General features: G+C 40.0%; 19 protein-coding genes. 15 read left to right on the forward strand and 4 right to left on the reverse strand.

From position 1 onward, the window contains the following. Positions 1 to 52: 52 nt before the first annotated feature. The 8 genes from A3G9_RS0100920 to A3G9_RS0100955 all read left to right on the forward strand — a co-directional run bounded on the left by A3G9_RS0100920 (position 53) and on the right by A3G9_RS0100955 (position 6,695). Positions 53 to 526, forward strand: coding sequence for an S-ribosylhomocysteine lyase (locus A3G9_RS0100920; protein WP_002817632.1), 474 nt, complete (start codon positions 53 to 55; stop codon positions 524 to 526). A gap of 99 nt (positions 527 to 625) precedes the next feature. After that, the gene (locus tag A3G9_RS0100925) at positions 626 to 1,447 is read left to right on the forward strand and encodes a D-alanyl-D-alanine carboxypeptidase family protein (protein ID WP_002819376.1); all 822 of its coding nucleotides are present in this window, start codon (positions 626 to 628) and stop codon (positions 1,445 to 1,447) included. A gap of 37 nt (positions 1,448 to 1,484) precedes the next feature. Then, the gene (locus A3G9_RS0100930; RefSeq protein ID WP_002819375.1) at positions 1,485 to 2,303 is read left to right on the forward strand and encodes an SDR family NAD(P)-dependent oxidoreductase; all 819 of its coding nucleotides are present in this window, start codon (positions 1,485 to 1,487) and stop codon (positions 2,301 to 2,303) included. 12 nt (positions 2,304 to 2,315) lie between these two features. Next, positions 2,316 to 3,719, forward strand: coding sequence for a cysteine--tRNA ligase (gene cysS / locus A3G9_RS0100935; RefSeq protein ID WP_002819374.1), 1,404 nt, complete (start codon positions 2,316 to 2,318; stop codon positions 3,717 to 3,719). After that, the gene (locus A3G9_RS0100940; RefSeq protein WP_002820877.1) at positions 3,716 to 4,573 is read left to right on the forward strand and encodes an HAD family hydrolase; all 858 of its coding nucleotides are present in this window, start codon (positions 3,716 to 3,718) and stop codon (positions 4,571 to 4,573) included. The genes cysS and A3G9_RS0100940 overlap by 4 nt, the downstream gene beginning before the upstream one ends. Before the next feature lie 67 nt (positions 4,574 to 4,640). Further along, complete coding sequence (locus tag A3G9_RS0100945; protein ID WP_002821692.1) at positions 4,641 to 5,435, forward strand: alpha/beta hydrolase; 795 nt, start codon at positions 4,641 to 4,643, stop codon at positions 5,433 to 5,435. A gap of 28 nt (positions 5,436 to 5,463) precedes the next feature. Continuing rightward, positions 5,464 to 5,688 (forward strand): hypothetical protein, encoded by a 225-nt coding sequence (locus A3G9_RS0100950; RefSeq protein ID WP_002819369.1) that lies wholly within the window; start codon positions 5,464 to 5,466, stop codon positions 5,686 to 5,688. A 29-nt stretch (positions 5,689 to 5,717) separates the two neighbouring features. Next, on the forward strand, positions 5,718 to 6,695 hold the full coding sequence (locus A3G9_RS0100955; RefSeq protein WP_002819368.1) for a lipoate--protein ligase: 978 nt from the start codon (positions 5,718 to 5,720) through the stop codon (positions 6,693 to 6,695). A gap of 14 nt (positions 6,696 to 6,709) precedes the next feature. Here A3G9_RS0100955 and msrB read toward each other — a convergent pair whose 3' ends face one another. Next, positions 6,710 to 7,135 carry a peptide-methionine (R)-S-oxide reductase MsrB gene (msrB, locus tag A3G9_RS0100960; RefSeq protein ID WP_002817626.1) on the reverse strand — a complete coding sequence of 142 codons (426 nt, stop codon included), beginning with the start codon at positions 7,133 to 7,135 and terminating at the stop codon, positions 6,710 to 6,712. Positions 7,136 to 7,187: 52 nt separating this feature from the next. Between msrB and A3G9_RS0100965 the strand changes: the two genes are divergently transcribed. From A3G9_RS0100965 to A3G9_RS0100990, 6 genes are all read left to right on the forward strand, one after another. Then, on the forward strand, positions 7,188 to 8,039 hold the full coding sequence (locus A3G9_RS0100965) for an aldo/keto reductase (RefSeq protein ID WP_002821693.1): 852 nt from the start codon (positions 7,188 to 7,190) through the stop codon (positions 8,037 to 8,039). Position 8,040: 1 nt separating this feature from the next. Further along, positions 8,041 to 8,985, forward strand: a complete 945-nt coding sequence (locus A3G9_RS0100970) for an L-lactate dehydrogenase (RefSeq protein WP_002819366.1) — start codon at positions 8,041 to 8,043, stop codon at positions 8,983 to 8,985. 24 nt (positions 8,986 to 9,009) lie between these two features. Continuing rightward, complete coding sequence (locus A3G9_RS0100975; RefSeq protein WP_002819364.1) at positions 9,010 to 9,810, forward strand: TatD family hydrolase; 801 nt, start codon at positions 9,010 to 9,012, stop codon at positions 9,808 to 9,810. Continuing rightward, on the forward strand, positions 9,795 to 10,349 hold the full coding sequence (rnmV, locus tag A3G9_RS0100980; protein ID WP_002817622.1) for a ribonuclease M5: 555 nt from the start codon (positions 9,795 to 9,797) through the stop codon (positions 10,347 to 10,349). The genes A3G9_RS0100975 and rnmV overlap by 16 nt, the downstream gene beginning before the upstream one ends. Further along, complete coding sequence (rsmA, locus tag A3G9_RS0100985) at positions 10,342 to 11,220, forward strand: 16S rRNA (adenine(1518)-N(6)/adenine(1519)-N(6))-dimethyltransferase RsmA (RefSeq protein WP_002819363.1); 879 nt, start codon at positions 10,342 to 10,344, stop codon at positions 11,218 to 11,220. The genes rnmV and rsmA overlap by 8 nt, the downstream gene beginning before the upstream one ends. Before the next feature lie 69 nt (positions 11,221 to 11,289). Beyond that, complete coding sequence (locus A3G9_RS0100990) at positions 11,290 to 11,544, forward strand: Veg family protein (RefSeq protein ID WP_002819362.1); 255 nt, start codon at positions 11,290 to 11,292, stop codon at positions 11,542 to 11,544. A 25-nt stretch (positions 11,545 to 11,569) separates the two neighbouring features. On the opposite strand, the gene thrB is transcribed toward A3G9_RS0100990, so the two are convergent. Further along, positions 11,570 to 12,460, reverse strand: coding sequence for a homoserine kinase (gene thrB / locus A3G9_RS0100995; protein WP_002820876.1), 891 nt, complete (start codon positions 12,458 to 12,460; stop codon positions 11,570 to 11,572). Then, positions 12,453 to 13,751, reverse strand: a complete 1,299-nt coding sequence (locus tag A3G9_RS0101000) for a homoserine dehydrogenase (RefSeq protein ID WP_002821694.1) — start codon at positions 13,749 to 13,751, stop codon at positions 12,453 to 12,455. Before A3G9_RS0101000 ends, thrB begins: the two co-directional genes overlap by 8 nt. Before the next feature lie 54 nt (positions 13,752 to 13,805). Here A3G9_RS0101000 and thrC point away from each other — a divergent pair, with 54 nt between their 5' ends. Further along, entirely contained in the window at positions 13,806 to 15,269 is a 1,464-nt protein-coding gene (gene thrC, locus A3G9_RS0101005) for a threonine synthase (RefSeq protein WP_002821695.1), read from the forward strand. Here the strand turns inward: thrC and A3G9_RS0101010 are convergent. Continuing rightward, positions 15,266 to 16,645 (reverse strand): aspartate kinase, encoded by a 1,380-nt coding sequence (locus tag A3G9_RS0101010; RefSeq protein WP_002821696.1) that lies wholly within the window; start codon positions 16,643 to 16,645, stop codon positions 15,266 to 15,268. The two genes, thrC and A3G9_RS0101010, sit on opposite strands and share 4 nt — an antisense overlap. Positions 16,646 to 16,681 lie beyond the last annotated feature (36 nt).

Here is a 16,681-nt window from a genome sequence, read left to right on the forward strand (position 1 = left end):
CGCTCCGTAAGTCTTTTTTTCTTGTACAATTTTAATCAGGTAGGAGGAAAAAATGGCAGAAGTCGAAAGTTTTACATTGGATCACACAAAAGTTAAAGCACCATACGTGCGTTTGATTGAAGAACAGAAAGGACCAAAGGGTGGCACAATCGCCAATTATGATTTACGTTTGGCCCAGCCAAACCAAACTTCGATTGAAACAGGCGGTCTTCATACCCTGGAACATTTATTTGCTTCTTTGATGCGGGACCGGCTTGATGGAATTATTGATATTTCACCTTTTGGTTGCCGAACTGGTTTTCATATGATTAGTTGGTATACCTACGATACTGAAACAGTTGCAAAAGCATTGAAAGAGACCTTAACGGAAATTCGCGATAGTATTGAATTTTCGGATATTCCTGGTGTCTCTGAAAAAACTTGTGGTAATTTCAAGGACCATTCTTTGTGGAGCGCTAAAAACTGGGCAAAGGTTATTTTGGATGAAGGTATCAGCAGCGATCCTTTTGAAAGAAAAGTTGTTTGATTCAGTTAAAAATTTTTTCAAACGCAGTTTAAACGACTGTGTTTTTTTATAATTTATTATTAGAATTTTTAGATAAAACAAAGCAGACAGAAGGGGTTAATGATGAAACAATTGAAAGTTTTGGCAGCGTCGGCATTGGTTGCCGAACTTGATGGATCTGTTTTAGCGGAGAAGAATGCCCATCAGCGAGTGCCGATTGCTTCGGTTACGAAATTAATTATTATTTATCAACTTTATGCAGCTGTTGAAAGGCATCAGCTTAATTGGACCGATCAATTAACTACAACAAAAAGAATTGCTGAATTTACAAAGGGTGAAGTTGTTGCTGAAATAAAATTAACCGAAGGCGAAACTTATACGGTCAAGGATGCCCTTGATGCACTTTTGATTTTATCGGAAAATACTTTCGCCTTTGTTTTCGCAGAAAAACTTTTTAAAAACTTGACCAATTGGCATCGAAAAACGATTGCTCTTTTGGAATCCTGGGGTATTAATAACCCGATTATTCCCAATCCGGCTGGTCTTTCCAATCAAGATCTGGAAACTTATAAAGACCCCGAGATGACCGATTCTTACGAACCGCTTTTTTCGGCCAAAGAAGTCCTGATAATTACCGAAAAAATTGTCGATCGTTTTCCGGAAGTTTTGAAGATTGCCCAAGAATGGAAATTTAATTTTAAAAGTAATCGGCAAGAATATCCTTATTTAAACCGTTTTAAATTCCTAGCAATTACCAAGCACAAATGGATTGGTTTGAAAACAGGAACTTCACCCGATACGGAATCTTTTGTCGGAATTGTTCAATCTGATCAAAAACAATTTGTAACGGTATATCTTGCTGCCAAAATTGATTTTCTCGAGCCAAAGGGACGCAACTGCTATGTTGAATCAGAAAAAATGTTGTCTTCGGTACTCAAATAATAACTGATAATTTTATCTTTTTATTAAAGAATGCATTATGAAAAAAACAAAAACCGTCATTATCACCGGGGCTTCTTCCGGTATGGGCTTCGCTGCGGCAGAATTATTTTCTAAACACGGTTGGCAGGTTTTCGCTGGTGCTCGTCGACTTGAACGAATGAAAGAATTAAAAAAATTCGGTGTTGAAACTTTTTTTCTTGATCTTTCTAAGGATGACTCAATTGAAACTTTTTTTCGGCAGGTTCTACAAAAAAACGATGATATCGATGTTTTAATCAATAACGCCGGCTATGGAGAATATGGCAGTCTTGAGGATACTCCAATCGAACAGGCGCGTGCACAATTCCAAGTTAATGTTTTTGCCGCGATGCAGTTGACCCAGCTACTTTTGCCGTTTATGCGAAAAAAACATAAGGGCAGAATTATCAATATCTCCTCGATTGCTGGTTTTCTCTACACTCCTCTGGGAGGTTGGTATGACGCGACGAAACATGCTTTGGAAACTTTAACCGATACCCTGCGTCTGGAGACGGAAAACTTTGGTATTCAGGCGATTTTAATTGAACCAGGCGGAACCCGCTCTGAATGGCTGGAGACAGCTTTGAAAAATGCTCGAAAAAATACGCCAAAAAATTCGATTTATTATTCTTTGATCGACGCTTTTGATAAAATGTTTTCACCAATGTCATCGAAACGAAGCAGTCAGGATTTAGCAGAATTATTCTATCAAGCGGCAACTGTCGAACATCCGAAAGCTCGTTACGCCGATGGCTTTTCCAACCGAACAGTAATCTGGGCTTTCCGTCATTTGCCCTATAGTCTTACCGATATGGTTATTAAGAAATTGATGAAATAGTAAAATGAAGACATGCTGAAAGTTTTCAATACTGCTACTTTAAAAAAAGAAGAGTTTAAACCAATCGTTCCGGGGAAAATTACCATGTATGTTTGTGGTCCAACCGTTTATAATTACATTCACGTTGGAAATGCCCGTAGTTCGATTGCTTTCGACACGATTCGCCGCTACCTGCTCTATCGAGGCTATGATGTTAATTTTGTTTCTAATTTTACCGATGTCGACGACAAAATAATTAATCGTGCTCAAGAAGAGGGAGTTAGTGAAAACGCAATTGCATCGAAGTATATCAAAGCTTTTTATGAAGATACCAAACCGTTAAATATTATCCCAGCGACTACTCGCACGAGAGCAACCGAAGTAATTCCGGATATTATTGAATTTGTGAGTGACTTGATTGATAAAGGCTACGCATATGAATCTCAGGGGGGTGTTTATTTCCGAGTCAGAAAGGCTGGGAATTATGGTCTACTGGCTCATGAAAATTTGGAGGATTTAGAGGTTGGCGCCTCTGGTCGTTTGGATGATGGTGCGCTTGCTTTAAAAGAGGATCCTCTCGATTTCGCTCTTTGGAAGAACGAACCGCGTCAGGTTATTAAATGGGATTCTCCTTGGGGACAGGGCCGACCTGGCTGGCATATTGAATGCTCGGTTATGTCGACTAAATATCTGGGTTACACAATTGATATTCATGGCGGCGGTATTGACCTGGCTTTTCCACACCATACTGATGAAATGGCTCAATCCGAAGCACATACTGGCAAACAATTCGTGCATTATTGGCTTCACAATGGCTTTGTTAATGTTAACAACGAGAAAATGAGCAAATCGTTGGGAAATTTTACCACGGTTCACGAATTATTGAGTTCCTATGATGACCCGATGGCAATTCGTTTTTTGATGACTGCCACTCATTATCGTCGGCCGATTAATTACTCTTCTTCCGAATTAGAACGAGCACGGGTCGAATTAGACCGAATCCGAACTGCCTATCGCCGTTTGAAAAACGCCGATTTTAAAATCGGCGATGATCCACAAATTGATCAACTCGTTTCAAAACAGACCGCAGCTTTCGTTGAGGCAATGGACGATGATTTTAACGTTGCCAATGCTTTAGCTGCCATTTTCGAATTGGTCCGTTTGGCCAATTCTTATGTTGATTCCGGCGATGTGAAGGATAAAAGCGCTCAAGAAATTCTTAGACAAATTGCTGAATTAATCGGAGTTTTTGGAATCAGTGGTTTGGAAACAAAAAAAGAGTCCCTGCCAAAGAAAATTGAACTTCTGTTAAAAAAGCGTGAAACTGCTCGAATTAACAAAAATTGGCAGCAGTCTGATCAATTACGCGACGAAATTTTTTCACTCGGTTATAAAGTGAGCGACTCGTCAAATGGACAACAGGTAAGGAAAATATGACGAATACAAATCTGCGACTTTTTGCGGCTGATATGGATGGAACGCTGCTCGATAATGACAATGCCTTTAATCGGCGAAAGTTTGCCGAAGTTATTGGCATTTTACGGCGCCAGCAGAAAAAATTTGTGATTGCTACTGGCAATCAGACGATTCGCATTAATAAGATGTTTCTTCCTTTTGATTCGGATGGCCAGGTAATTTCCATGGTGGCTGAGAACGGCGCTTTTATTCAAAATGGTCAAAATTTGTTGCATCAATCAATTATTGATCCGATCAAAACCAAACGGATTTACGATCTTTTGCCAACTTTGAATCCTCGACCGACTTTAGTGGTTTTTGCCGGAAAGGATGCCGCTTTTGCTCCTACTTGGCAGGAATCGGTTCAGGTGGAAGGCACACGAATTTTTTTTGCTGGAACAATTGATGATTTTTATCCTAATTGGGTTCCGATCAAAACTTTTGCAGAAATCAACGTTCCAATTGATAAGATTTCGCTTTCTTGGACCAATGACAGCGGTCAGGGTTTTCTTGATTTGCTGAACAGCGATCCGATCCTTTCCGGTTTAAGAAGCCCAATTTCGGGTTTTGGAGCAATCGATATTGTAAATAAAAATGCCGATAAGGCTTCCGGGTTACAGTTGTTGGCCAAAGAACTGCAAATTAAACCCGAAGAGATGGCTGCTTTCGGCGATGGGCTGAATGATTTGGAAATGTTGCAATATGTTGGTCATCCATATATTATGCCAAATTCGCAAGACGAATTGAAAAGCTATTTTAATCAAGACCAATACACAGTTTCCGACAATAATCACGACGGTGTTTTGGATACAATTTTAAAACTGCTTGATGATTAGACTGCTTTGAGTTGTATGAGCTTTTCGTTTAACATAAATTTCCAGATAGAAAAAGAGGAAAAAACCAATGGCTTTTTTACAAATAAATTATCATTCGCATGTGTTGGGCAAGGCCACGATGATGAATGTTATTCTTCCTGAATTGGATACTAATAATAATAATAATAAAAGAAGGGACATCCCCGTTTTATATTTGCTCCACGGTATGGGTGATGATTTATTTTCCTGGCAGCGCGAGACTAATATCGAACGTTTGCTCATGAAAAACAATTTGGCGGTTGTGATGCCAGATACTGGTCTTGGTTGGTACACGAATACGGATTATGGCCTAAACTATTTCGATGCTTTAACGGCTGAATTATTTCAAAAAGTCGCTTTCATGTTTCCGGAAATTTCCCAAAAACGCGAAAAGTATTTCGTTGCCGGTCTTTCAATGGGCGGTTATGGTGCTTTTAAACTGGCAATGTCGACTGATTATTTTTCTTATGCCGCTTCGTTATCCGGTGCTTTGATGCATGATTTTAATTTTCCACAAATGTTTGAAATGGCTCCAAAAAAATATTGGCAGGGTGTTTTTGGCGACTCGGACAAAGTTGTCGGTTCGAAAAACGATTTATTTGCTTTGGCAAAAAAACAGTCCGAAGGGAAAGCAGAATTACCAAAATTGTTTGCTTGGATTGGATTAGAAGATTCACTTTATCCGGCTAATCAATTTGCAATTCCAACTTTTAGAAAATTTGGATATGAGGTTAATTATCAAACATCGCATGGTCGCCATGAATGGTATTACTGGAACAAACAGATTGAAAAGGTGTTAGAATGGCTTCCGATTGATTATATTAAAGAAGAACGTCTATCATAAAAATCGAAAAAAGGAGGTATTGCGAATTATGAACGAATATGGGATTTTTGATAAAAAAGATTTATTGGATGGATCTTCCGTTGAAAAATTGATTGTTTCCGGTGAGACTGCCAACCATATGGAATTGCAGGATCTTCCGACTAATGAGAACTACGACGAACTTTTTGACGAATATGATGAAATTACGGTCCAACCGGATGGCAAAATTATCGATGTCTACAAGGGCGAGAAACCTAGTTACGATTGCGCATGAATTTTTGAATCTGTTTTCTAGGAGAAAACATGAAATATATAAGTTATGAAAATACTGATGCTTTTTATAATGTTGCGATGGAACATTATTTGCTTGAAGAATATCCTTTGACCGAACCGGTCTTTTTCTTTTCTCAATATGGCAATGCTGTAATTGTCGGCAAAAATCAAAATACTTTCGCCGAAGTTAATCAGGCATTTGCAAAAGAAAACGGCATTCAAGTAGCGCGTCGAGAAACCGGTGGCGGCGCCGTTTATGACGATTTAGGCAATATTAGTTTTTCTTTTGTTCTTCCAGTTAGCGATCCGGCCAAAGTTAATTTCAAAAAATTTGTTCAGCCAATGGTCGACGCTTTAAATAAGCTTGGAGTTCCGGTTGTCACCGATGGCCGAAATGATTTGATTATCAATGGAAAAAAAGTTTCCGGGAGTGCCCAACGTTATGCCAATGGACGCTTATTGCATCATGGAACCTTATTGTTTGATATCAATATGGAAGTTATGAGCCGGGTTTTGACGCCGGCTAAAGATAAATTTATTTCAAAAGCAGCCAAATCTGTGAAAAGTCGAGTTGGTTTGATAAAATCTTCACTTCCTGAGGGATTTACGATTCTAGATTTCAAAAATCAGTTGACAAAAGAACTTTCCAATGGCGACGACGAATTAAAATTAGAAGAGCATGATTTAAAACGTGTCCAGGAATTGCGTGATAATAAATTTTCTACTTGGAATTGGAACTGGGGCAGGACGCCCAAATTCGAATTTAACAATTGGCAGCGTTTTGCCGGTGGAAGTGTTGAAATACATGCCAACGTTTCTCAAGGAAAAATTACTGTAATCAAAATTCAGGGAGACTTTTTGGGAATCAGTGATATCACTGATTTAGAAAAACTTCTGCAAGGAGTTCTCTTTACGAAAGATGCAGTTAAAGGGGTTCTACAAAAAACAAATCTTAGAAATTATTTTGGAGACAAAATATCGCTTGAAGATCTTGAGAGCCTATTTTAAAACTGCGAAATAAATTATTTGAATAAACTTAGATATTCGCCGTAACCAGCTTTTTTCAGCTCTTTAACCGGGATGAATTTCAAAGCAGCGGAATTGATGCAATATCTCAGACCGCCTTTATCATCGGGACCGTCGTCGAAAACGTGGCCTAAATGGCTGCCGGAATCTTTACTGCGCACTTCGGTTCTTGTCATTCCCAAAGATTGATCGATTTTTTTTACGATACTTGGGTTTTCGATTGGTTTTGTAAAACTTGGCCATCCACAACCGGCATCGTATTTATCTTTGCTGGAAAATAGCGGTGTACCATCAACAACGTCGACGTAAATCCCTTCTTCGTAAAAGTCATCATATTTACCGGTGAAAGCACGTTCGGTAGCTCCCTTTTGAGTAACTTCGTATTGTTCTTTACTTAAATGTGATAAGTCTTTATCTGCCATAACCTAATTTTCCCATATTCAAGTGGGATAATTATATTCATAGGAGGAACTTATGTCAATTCTAACAGATACATATACTCTGAATAACGGAACAAAAATTCCCAAGGTCGCTTTTGGAACTTGGCAAACGCCTGACGGGGATGTCGCTTATCAAGCGGTTTCTTCGGCTTTAAAATTTGGATATCGTCATATCGATACCGCTAAAATTTATGGCAATGAAAAGTCGGTTGGCAGAGCCATTGCCGATTCAGATGTTAAAAGAGAAGATTTATGGGTAACAACTAAACTGCCTTCCCAAGATAAGACTCGTGATCTTGTTTTGGCTGATTTCGAGAGTTCTCTTTCTCGTCTCGGGCTTGATTACGTTGATCTATATTTGATTCACGCTCCATGGCCACGGGGAGAAGCGGGTAGCAAGCACTTTGATGAGGAAAACGCTGAAGCTTGGAAAACTCTTGAAGAATTGCAAAAGTCCGGACGTGTTAAATCGATCGGAATTTCCAATTTTGATGTTCACGATATGGAGAATATCCTGAAAATTGCCGAAATTAAACCGGTTGTCAATCAGATCCAATATTATATTGGTTTCACCGAACCAAAAATTTCCAAATTTGCCGCAGAGCACGATATTCGTATCGAGGCATATTCGCCATTAGCGACTGGCGACATTCTGAATTCTGAAGCAATTCGCAAAATTGCTGGCAGGTATAACGTCAGTGTTGCCCAACTGGCCTTGCGTTTTACACTTCAAAACGGAACCGTTACTCTCCCGAAAGCTATTAGTGAGAGACATATTCAAGAGAATACCCAACTCGATTTCACAATTAATGATGATGATATGAGAACCTTAAATTCCATGCCGGATGCTGCGCCAGCTCATTTCCACAATTCTACTCAGGGTTAAAATGACGAGAAAAATTGGAATTTTAGGTTGTGGGCATGTTGGTTCAACGATTGCTCACCAAATCATTATTGAAGGGATCACCGATACGTTAGTATTGATCGATCCGGACCGAGACAAATTATCAGCCGATCTATTGGACTTCCAAGATGCTCAAGTTAATTTGAGTTATCATACTAAGCTGATCGCTAACGATTATTCGGCTTTATCCGATGCCGATGTTGTCATCAGTGCCTTTGGTAATATTACCAAAGCTTGGGAAACGCCTACTGATCGTTTCGCTGAGTTTCCTTATACGAAAAAGTATGTTGAAGAAGCCGCCCCACGTCTAAAAGCAAGTGCTTTTAAGGGTGTCCTGATTGTTGTCTCCAATCCTTGTGATGTAATTACTTCGATTTTTCAAAAAATAACAGAACTACCGAAGGATCAAGTTATCGGCACTGGAACTCTGCTTGATTCATCGAGAATGAAGAGGGCAACAGCGGCTGCTTTGAAAATAGATCCCCGCAGCGTGATTGGCTATAGTTTGGGCGAACACGGAAATTCGCAATTTGTTGCCTGGTCGACGGTTCGTGTTTTGGGGAAACCGATTAAAAAAATTTTAAAAGAGGGAGCCTATCCAAATGCTGATTTGGAAAGAATCGATCATGATTCGAAGATGGGTGGCCATATTGTTTTCTTTGGCAAGCATTACACCAATTACGGTATTTCAGCCGCGGCGCTTCGTTTGCTGAAAGCTGTTTTGAACGATGCCCATGAGGAATTACCGGTTTCAAATTATTATCAGCCGCTTGACACTTATCTTGGCTATCCGGCTATCATTGGTCGCAAGGGAATCATTGAGCAGCTTCAATTGGATCTGAGTGTAGACGAGCGGACAAAGTTGAAACAATCGGCTGATTTTATTAAGGATAAAACCAAAGAGGCTCTAAAAAAGAACACTGAATAAGTGTTTTTCTTTTATACTGGAAACATGGCAATTTACGATCCAACTAAAACTCCCGGGGATGTTTACGATACCCATACTCATTTAAACGACGATGCTTTGTATCATGATGTTGCCGCTTATGTTGGACGAGCACGCGAATTCCGCGTGATGGAAATGAATGTAGTCGGCTATGATCCAAAAGGGAACCAGCGGGCGATCCAAATTGCTCACGATTTTTCTGATAAAGGGATTCGTGCGATTGTTGGTTTCCAACCGGAAGATACGAATAAATTCGATCAGTCGGCTGAAGAAGTTTTGCGTAAACAATTATCTGATCCAGTTGTAATTGGTGTTGGTGAAACAGGACTTGATTGGCATTGGAAAGGTTTTGACCGAGATGCTCAGATTAATTCTTTTGAAAGGCATCTTGATTTAGCGGCCGAGTTTGATTTACCAACGACTATTCATATGCGTGATTCTTTTGAGGACCTTTATCGAATTCTAAAAGAGCGTCGGCTTAGCAAATTTGAAATGCATTCTTTTGCCGGTGGACCCGAACAGGCAGAAAAATTAGTCGATCTTGGTGCCTATATTAGTTTTTCCGGGATGGTCACTTTTAAAAACGCTAAAGAAATTCATGAAGCGGCAAAGGTGGTTCCACTTGATCGGATCCTGGTTGAGACCGATGCTCCTTATTTAGCACCGGTTCCAAATCGTGGAAAAACCAACGAACCGGCCTGGGCTAAATTCGTCGTCGATGGTTTGGCAAAGGTCCTTGAAATCGGCCGAAACCAATTGGCAAAAATAACAGTAGAAAACGCGCATCGCTTATGGCCCAAGAATTGAAAAAAACGATTTTTATTGTTGAAGGAAAGAATGATACAGCTCGTCTGCGACTTGCTTTTGGAGATTCGATCGAAACAATTGAAACCGGTGGTTCCAAAATCAGGTCCGCTGTTTTGGACCTGATAGAGCAAAGTGCTAGGGATCACGAATTGATTTTATTAACCGATCCCGATTTCCAAGGAGAGAGAATCAGGAAGATAGTTCTTGAAAGGGTCCCCAACATCAAGCAGCTTTTTTTGAATAAAATCGATGGTAAGCCCAATCACAAGGGCTCATTGGGGGTCGAACACGCTGATCCGAAACTTTTAAAAAAACTGCTTGGCAAGTATGTCAAAGAATTTTCTCCAACTTTAGAGATTCAACGTTCCGATTTGGTTGATTTTGGTTTGATTGATGGTGCTGGTTCAGCTGTTTTGAGAAAAAAGATATCGGATCAATTACACTTGGGAAATACAAATGGCAAACAATTTCTTAAGCGGCTACAAATGTTTGGCATCACTAAAAAAGAATTGAAAGAAGCGATTAAAAACCTTGAATGATATTCCAGCAATTGGCAGTCCGATCAGAACGCGGGCGATTTTAAATGAGTACGATTTGCATGCCAGCAAACGTCTTGGACAAAACTTTCTAATTGATTTAAATGTGTTGCAAGAAATTGTTCAGGGAGCAGCGATCGGGCCGGACGACACGGTTATCGAAATTGGTCCCGGAATCGGTTCTCTGACTGAACAATTGGCAAAAGCGGCCAAGCAAGTAGTCGCTTATGAAATCGACAAAAAACTAATCCCGATATTATCGGAAACTTTGCGACCTTATAAAAACGTTAAAATTGTCAACCGAGATATTTTAAAAGCTGATTTCTCGATTTTTGCGAAAAATCAGTCTTTGAAAATCGTTGCCAATTTGCCTTACTATATTACGACACCGATTCTTTTTTATTTACTTAATAGTTCGCTGAATTTTAAGTCAGTTACCGTGATGATGCAAAAAGAAGTTGCGGCTCGCCTGCAGGCCGGTGTTGGAAGCAAGGATTATGGGGAGCTGAGTTTAGCAATTCAGTATCGTGTTAATGTCGAAATAATTCTTCCCGTAACTCGAAAATCTTTCATGCCGTCACCGAATGTCGATTCAGCTGTTGTTCAATTAACTCCAAAAGAAAATTTTCAGTCTTTTCCACATGAGGAGGCCCTTTTTAAAATTATTAAAGCTTCTTTCGCTCATCGTAGAAAATCACTTGTTAATAATTTGCTTTATTATTTTGGAAAAAACGATGAAAATCGAACAAAAATCGAACGTTCGATTTCCGAGACTGGTTTCGATTTAAATATTCGAGGAGAACGTTTAACTTTGGAAAATTACGAACAATTAGTTAATAATTTGTCTGAAAATATGATTTTTTCTAAAGAATGAACTGTTAAACCTTGTAAAAAATCGTGATATCTGCTAAAATTAGATAGTCTCATAATACGAGGAGGTAGTATGCCAGAAGCATTACAGAATATTAAAGATAATTTAGATGAAAAAATCGGCAGTCCAATTACAGTGATTGCCCAGGCTGGTCGAAAGAAGACGACTACTCGTAAAGGTGTCCTGATTGAGACTTATCCGTCCCTATTCATTGTTGAGCTTGACAAGGCGGAAGGGACCTTCGAACGTGTTTCCTATAGTTATACTGATATCCTAACAAAAAATATTGATGTTAATTTTAGGCAGCAACAAGTCAAAACCGCCTAAGTTCTCCTTAAAAGGAGTTTTTTTATTATTCGGAAATATTTGCACCGCTTAAATTAAATTCTAATAATTTGATTTTGCAACCTCTCAGTTTTTCCGTTTTATTCAACTGATCAAGCAGAAAATCTGCTTGATCTTTTTTTGCAATTATCATGACGGTTGTCCCAGCACCGGACAGATAACTGCCAAAGATTCCCACTGAATGGCAAAGATTCCTAACCGTTTTTAATTCGGGAACCAACTTTATTCGATAGACTTCATGAAATTGGTCGGACTCCAAGAGCCTGGCTACATTATCCCAGTCGTGTTTAAAGAGGGCTGCCAGTAAAAGACTGCTTTCGGCATTATTTCTGACGGCTTTTCTTCTGTCCAAACTAGTCGGCAGAACTTCACGCGATTCGCTGGTTGCTAATTCGCGATCCGGTATTACTGCGATTGGCAAATAATCATCAGGTGTATCAATCTGATAAGTTAAAAAGTTTCCTTTCTTTTGTGGATCAGGCCCACCAACCACAATGCCGCCAAAAATTGCTGGTGAAACGTTGTCCGGATGGCCCTCTATTTTTACTGCGCGATCAAGAATTTGTTGCTTGCTTAGATTAATTGATTCGGACAGTTCGTTTCCCAACATTAAACCAGCGATGATTGCCGAAGACGATGAGCCTAAGCCGCGAGCCAGTGGTATTTCACTCTCAACAAAAATTTCGTGTGGCTGAATGCTGGCATCGACGGTTAGAGCTGATAAAACTATCATATTTTTTTCATCAGTGGGAACCCTTTTATCAAAAGGATGATGGACTATCCACTGATCGCTTTGCTTGGAAATTCTGACCTTTAAATACAAGTTGACTGCGAGGCCGAGCGAATCAAAACCCGGGCCCATATTGGCGCTGGTTGCCGGAACTATTATTTCAGGCATTGGTAACCTCTTTTGGCTCGATTAGGAGCTTGAATTCATGAATTATCTCAACACCCCAAGCCTTTCTGATTGTTGTTTTAACCGGATTCAATTGGGCATCCGAGGCTGGATAGGTAATGATCACAACACGGGTATTGTCGCCAACCGGATCGTATTGACGAATATTGCGAAAATTGATATCGCTCATTAGGAAGAAAGCCGATAGCTTGTGCATCACTCCTGGACGATTAGCGACGTTGAAAACGATATAGCGACTGGCAATTCGATCTTTTGGTTTTGCCAGCGTCAAATCGGAAGAAAAATTCGTGTTGAAGCTTTCCGGTTGGTCGATCTTTTTAGTCAGCTCTATTAAATCAGCGGCAACTGAGTTGGCTGTTGGGAATTCGCCGGCACCGGGTCCATAGAACATCAGACCACCTGAATATCGTCCGTTAACGAAAACGGCATTATTTTCATTTTGAACCGAAGCTAACGGGTGCCCTTTAGGGACAAGCGTCGGAGCAACTGATAGTTCCAATTTGTTGGAAATAACTGTCGCACTGGCTAAAAGTTTTATTTCATAACCAAGATCAGTAACATCCTGCAAATCAGCTTGAGTAATCGTACGAATTCCACCCATTTGAATATCTCGTTGATTGATTTGTTTTCCAAAGGCAAAATCAGCTAAAATTTGCAGCTTATAAGCAGCATCGATTCCGTCGACGTCGTTGCTTGGATCTGCTTCGGCAAAACCTTTTTCTTGAGCTGTTTTTAGGGCAGCCGCATAAGAAATTTTGTTCTGGCGCATTTGTGAAAGAATAAAATTGGAAGTTCCGTTAACGATGCCGTTGATTTGTTCGATTTCATCAGAAGCTAAGCTATTGGAAAGAGATCTTAAAATCGGGATCCCACCGGCAACAGCTGCTTCATAAAAAAGACCGACATGCTTTTCTTTGGCAAGTCGACTTAATTTTCGTCCTTCGCTGGCGATTAAATCTTTATTAGCTGTGATAACGTGTTTGCCGGTTTGAAGCGATTCTTCAATTATATTCTTAGCCACTGTCTTGCCGCCGATAAGTTCGATTACGATATCAATAGCCGGATCTTCGATAATTTTAGCCGGATCATCGGAAATATTTAATCCATCGAATTCAGGAGCGCGTTTCTTTTGGAGATCGTGAACTACTACTTGAGAAAGCTCAAAATTAACGTTGAATCTATTTTGATAGTTGATTTTTTCTTTTTTTAGGATTTTTATCAACCCACTGGCGACTGTTCCCAAACCGAAAATTCCAATTCGATAGTTTTTCATGAACAAATGTTAACACGCCGGCTCGCTTTCTGCTATTATGTCGGCAGAGGTTATATGAAATTTCAAAGTACACGCGGACAAGCAGCGATTGTTGATGGGGCTGACGCCCTTATCAACGGATTGGCACCGGACGGCGGACTTTATGTACCGCTTGTTTTTCCAACAATTGATTTTGATTGGGAAAAATTGCAGGATGAGAATTATCTTCAGATTGGTCAATTAATTCTTTCGACTTTTTTTGACGAATTTTCAAATAACGAAATAACTGATTTTTTGAAATCGGCTTATCGGGATTTTGATGATTCAAAAATTGTTGAAATCCATCAGCTTGATGACAAACGAAATTTATTGGAATTGTTTCATGGACCGACTTTGGCTTTTAAAGATATGGCGCTCTCCCTTCTACCTTATTTATTGACTGCGGCTGTCAAAAAAAACGGCAGTTCAAAGACAATGGTTATTTTAACGGCAACTTCCGGTGATACCGGTGGTGCGGCTTTAAATGGTTTCAATGATGTCCCGCAGACAAAAATTGTTGTTTATTATCCGTCGGTTGGTGTTTCCAAATTACAACGTCAACAGATGACGACAGCTGACGGAAAAAATACTCACGTGGTTGCTGTTACTGGCAATTTTGACGATGCTCAAAAAGCGGTTAAAAATCTTTTGACGGATCATCGGTTGGCTCAAAAAATGTCAGCAGCTTCGCTTGGTTTTTCCTCTGCGAATTCTATTAACATCGGTCGTTTGGTACCTCAAATCATTTACTATGTGTATGCTTATGCTCAATTAGTTAAGAATAATCGCCTATCGGCTGGTGAGAAATTGGATATAAGCGTTCCGACTGGTAATTTTGGTGATATCCTGGCTGCTTACTGGGCCAAAAAACTTGGTGTCCCAATTGGAAAATTGACCGTTGCTTCTAATGCCAATCATGTTCTGACCGACTTTTTTGCAACCGGAATTTACGATGCCGATCGCTCCTTTCAAGTTACCAGCAGTCCGGCAATGGATATTCTTGTTTCCAGTAATTTGGAACGGCTCTTATTTGACATTGCCGGTTCCAAAGCGGTCGCCGCTTGGATGAAAGACTTGACCGACAAGCGTCGATATCAACTCGATGATTTTTCTTTGAGCAGACTTCAGGATTCTTTTAATGCGGCGTTTGCCGATTCCAAAACAACCGCTCAAACAATTCAGGAAACATTTCAGCAGAATAATTATTTGTTGGACCCTCATACAGCGGTTGCTGTTTCTGTTAACAAAGATTTTCCAAGCAATAGGCAACAACTGATTGTTGCAACAGCCAGTCCCTTTAAGTTTGCCGAAACTGTTTTAAAAGCGCTCGGAAAAGAATCCGACAATGATCCACAAATGAATTTGAATCTCATATCTGATTTGAGTGGCCAAAGAGTTCCTTTGGCGATTAGCGGACTTTTCGATAAAAAAATTATTCATACAAAAAAATTGGCAATCAAAGATTTGCTAACCGATTTGAATGAAGCTCTCGGAATTTAAAGCTCTTTTTTAGGATGGCCGTTTTCAAAGTGATCGTTATAGATTGCTTTAACGGCTTTTTGTTCGTCTTCCGGACGAACGCCAAGCATAATGGAAATTTCCGAAGATCCCTGATTAACCATCGTTAAAGAAATTCCGGCATCTCTGATCGGATCAACGATGTCGGCCATTGCGCCAACTCGATTAACCAAACCTTCGCCGACAACCATAATGATTGCGTAGTCGTTTCTCCATTGAAGATCGTCCGGTTGAATTTCGTCTTTAATTCTTTGCGTCAGTTTTTCTTTGCGACCATTTGTTAACTGGTTTTTATCCAAAATAATCGTCAAATCATCGATTCCCGAAGGCATATGCTCATAGGAAATATTCAAATCGGCCATGATTTTTAATATTTTAGCGGTAAAACCAACTTCCCGGTTGATTAAATAACGGTGAAGATAAATGGCTTGAAAATGATGCGAGCTGGCGATCCCAGTAATTTTATTTTTGTGGGAAACCTTGTCGCGCGGAACAATCTTTGTTCCGGGCATTTCCGGACGGTTCGTATTTTTTACGCAGATTGGAATTTTTCCTTGAATTGCCGGCAGAATCGCTTCGTCGTGAAAGACGGCAAAACCCGCATAACTTAGTTCCCGCATTTCGTTATAGGTCATCTCTTTAATTGGTGCCGGATCGGCTACCAAACCAGGATTAACGGCATAAATCGAATTAACATCGGTAAAGTTTTCGTATAAATCCGCTCCAAACCCGCGAGCCAAAATTGCTCCGGTAATATCGGAACCCCCACGTGAGAAGGTATTAATCAAACCGTTTTTCGTGATACCAAAAAAGCCCGGGAAAATAAGTACTTCGTTATCGGTGAATTTTGTTTTGGCGATTTTTGCGTAGGAACCCGGCAGAATCTGTGCTTTTCTTGCTTCGCCGCTGACTGTTAAGCCGACTTCTTTTGGTGTAAGAAGACGGGCTTTTAGCCCAAGCTGTTTGAAGATAAGTGTTATCAGGTGGGCTGACATATTTTCGCCTTGGGCTGATAAAGCGGCTCTAAAAAAATCATTGGACGGGCAATCTGCCTGGGCAACTGAATAGAGGTGTTCTTTTAGCTGCTCGATTCCCGACCTTGGGATTTTAAAGAAATCGCCAATCGCCTGATAGCGCAGAAAAATTTGTTCATAAATTTGAGCTGTTTTTTCCTCGTTTAAAATTGCTTCGGCCAATTTTAGGAGAAGATCGGTAATTTTAACATCGCCCTTAAAACGTTTTCCCGGTGCTGAAACAACGACGATTCTTCTTTCCGGGTCGCTTTTTACAATTTGAAAAACTTTTCTGATTTGCACGCCACTGGATAACGAGCTTCCGCCGAATTTGACAATTTTCATAAGCCTTATTCTAACCGAATTATATGAAACTGCATC

It is taken from the genome of Oenococcus oeni DSM 20252 = AWRIB129 (assembly GCF_000372485.1).
Classification (GTDB): Bacteria; Bacillota; Bacilli; order Lactobacillales; family Lactobacillaceae; genus Oenococcus; species Oenococcus oeni.